Consider the following 1,873-nt stretch of genomic DNA (forward strand, 5'->3'; position numbering starts at 1 on the left):
CTAGGTGACTGGTGTTAAGCGGGTCTTCCTGAGCGTGCCGGTTCCGCCTCCGGGCTTCTGATCGTGGTTGCCCGCTGGGGGTTCGGCCATCTGGACAGTGGCCCGTGGCCCCGTGCTGGGGCCGTTCAGGGGGCGCTGTGCGGCTGTGGCGGGCTGTTGGTGTGTCCCTGGGCTCCCTCGGAGCGGTCAGCCGGTGGCGGTGGCCCAGTTTCCAGCGGGCGTGGACATGATTCCGAGCACGCCGAGCCGGGCGATGTTGGCGGCGGCGGCCAGCAAGGAGAAGTCGGCGGCGACCTTGGCCCGCCCCCGCACCCGGGCCCGGCGTCCGCCGTGTCGCCGCCGCATGAGGTGGGCGATCTTGCGTTCAACCTTGGGCCGGGTGGCCCGGTAGGCGGCGAGCCAGACCGGGTCGGCACTGCGTGCCCGGCCGCGGGCCAGGTGCTCCTCGTGCGGGCCGATGGTGATGACGCGTCCGTCCCTGGCGGTCGTGCACTGGGCCGCAAGCGGGCAGGCGGAGCAGGCGGCCTTGAAGCAGGCCGCCCCACGGCCGTCGGACTTCGGGCGGATCGGGACGGTCACCTGGTTCGGGCAGGTGACCTGCCCCGCCCCCAGGTCGACGGTGAAGGCGTCCTTGGAGAACCGTCCGCCGGGCGCGCTGGCCGCCTGCACCTTGACCATCACCCGGGCGCCGGCCCCGTCCAGCTCGGCCAGCAGCGGTCCGGTCCCGTAGGCGGCATCGCCGTAGACCTCGGCCCGCCCACCCTCGGCCTGCTCGTTCGGGGCGGGCGCGTTCAGGACGTCGGCCAGCAGCCCGGCGGCGGGCTCGGCGTCGCCGGCGTTGCCCGCCGTGACCGCGGTCGCGGTGATGACCTCGCTGTCGGGGTCCTCAGCCACGTGACCCTTGTAGCCGTCGAAGGACCGGTTGACGGTCTTGTGCCCGTGCCGGGCCTCGGGATCGACCGTGGAGATCACCCGGTCCGCGGCCACCTTCCGGGCAATCCGGAACACTCCGTCACCGTCCTGGTCCAGGTCCTGGCCGAGCACGGTGGCCAGCAGGCGCGCGGCCTGATCCACCTCCGGCTCAAGGTCCCGGCCGTCCAGCACGGCCAACAGCGCGTACCCGTCCCGGGCCCGCGAATCAATCAGCGCCTCCCGCTCACCGGCGTCCGTCCAGTCGATGACCGGCTTGGCCATGTCGGTGTAGGCATCGCCGCTGGAGAGCACCGCCCGCAGCTGGGCCCGCAGCACGTGATCGGCCGCCCGCAGCAGACCCCGGACAGCCGAGCGGATCAGCGTGATGGTGTCCTGCGTGGCCACCGCGTCATAGACCGGTGCGGAGTCCAGCACCCGGCGGCGGCCGACCAGCCCCGCCTGCCCGGCGACCTCCACGGTCCGCTCGAAGATCCGGTCCGGGCGGGCGGACGCAGCCAGCCGCGCGCGCATGTCCACCAGCACGGTGTGCACGAACCCCGGATGGTCGAAGTCCAGCCCGCCGGCGGCGTACTTCCAGCGCACATCGAACGCGAACCGCTCGACCGCTTCACGATCGGACAGGCCCTCCAGACGCTGCAGGACCATCACGACCGCCACGATCATCGGCGGCACCGACCTGCGGCCGTCCTCGGCGAACAGATCCGCGAACATCTCATCGGGGAACAACGCCCGGCACTCGCGGTGCAGCACCGCGTAGATCGAGTTCGGCGCCAGCCGACCCTCGCAGAAACCCGCTGTGGAGGAGAGCAACCCCGGCTGCATCGGAGTCCTGCCCACTGCCATCGCTCAACCTCTCCCCACACCCAGCGACCAACACTCGGCAGCCTGGCACACGTTGAAGACCCAACGCGAGCTCACACGATTGACACCAATCACCTAG

1 protein-coding gene is annotated in these 1,873 nt (G+C 71.7%); it reads right to left on the minus strand.

Features of this window, described 5'->3' with window-relative positions; genetic code table 11:
- Nucleotides 1–186: 186 nt before the first annotated feature.
- Entirely contained in the window at nt 187–1,776 is a 1,590-nt protein-coding gene (locus tag LQ326_RS47040) for an IS1182 family transposase (RefSeq protein WP_234545353.1), read from the minus strand.
- Nucleotides 1,777–1,873 lie beyond the last annotated feature (97 nt).

Origin of the sequence: Streptomyces shenzhenensis (assembly GCF_021462265.1) — a bacterium.
GTDB classification, from domain to species: domain Bacteria; phylum Actinomycetota; class Actinomycetes; order Streptomycetales; family Streptomycetaceae; genus Streptomyces; species Streptomyces shenzhenensis.

Coding starts and splice junctions, on each gene's coding strand:
- LQ326_RS47040 (WP_234545353.1), bottom strand. CDS start 1,776: ATGGCAGTGGGCAGGACTCCGATGCAGCCGGGGTTGCTCTCCTCCACA.